Here is a 223-nt window from a genome sequence, read left to right as displayed (position 1 = left end):
GCGATGGAGCGAATGATCCAGGCAGGCGCCAGACCTATGACATCCTTGCAGTACCTGCTCGAACTCCAGCGCGACTGGGCTCGTACCGAGACCTACGACATGACCACCGGTCTCGCGAAAAGGTTTGGCGGCGCCTATGGGCTCGGCATCATCTACGCCAAGACGATGTTCGGCGCGAGCGAGGGTTCCCACGCTCAGGCCGCTGAATAATCTGGTTCAGGGC

General features: G+C 61.0%; 1 pseudogene. It reads left to right on the top strand.

Annotated features, from left to right (window positions below):
* A pseudogene (locus E4K09_RS16520) lies at positions 1 to 210 on the top strand (hydrolase); the annotation flags it as partial.
* Positions 211 to 223 lie beyond the last annotated feature (13 nt).

It is taken from the genome of Microvirga pakistanensis (genome assembly GCF_004458765.1).
Classification (GTDB): Bacteria; Pseudomonadota; Alphaproteobacteria; order Rhizobiales; family Beijerinckiaceae; genus Microvirga; species Microvirga pakistanensis.
The sequence above is the reverse complement of the archived record's forward strand: the minus strand, read 5'-3'. Positions and strand labels throughout refer to the sequence as shown.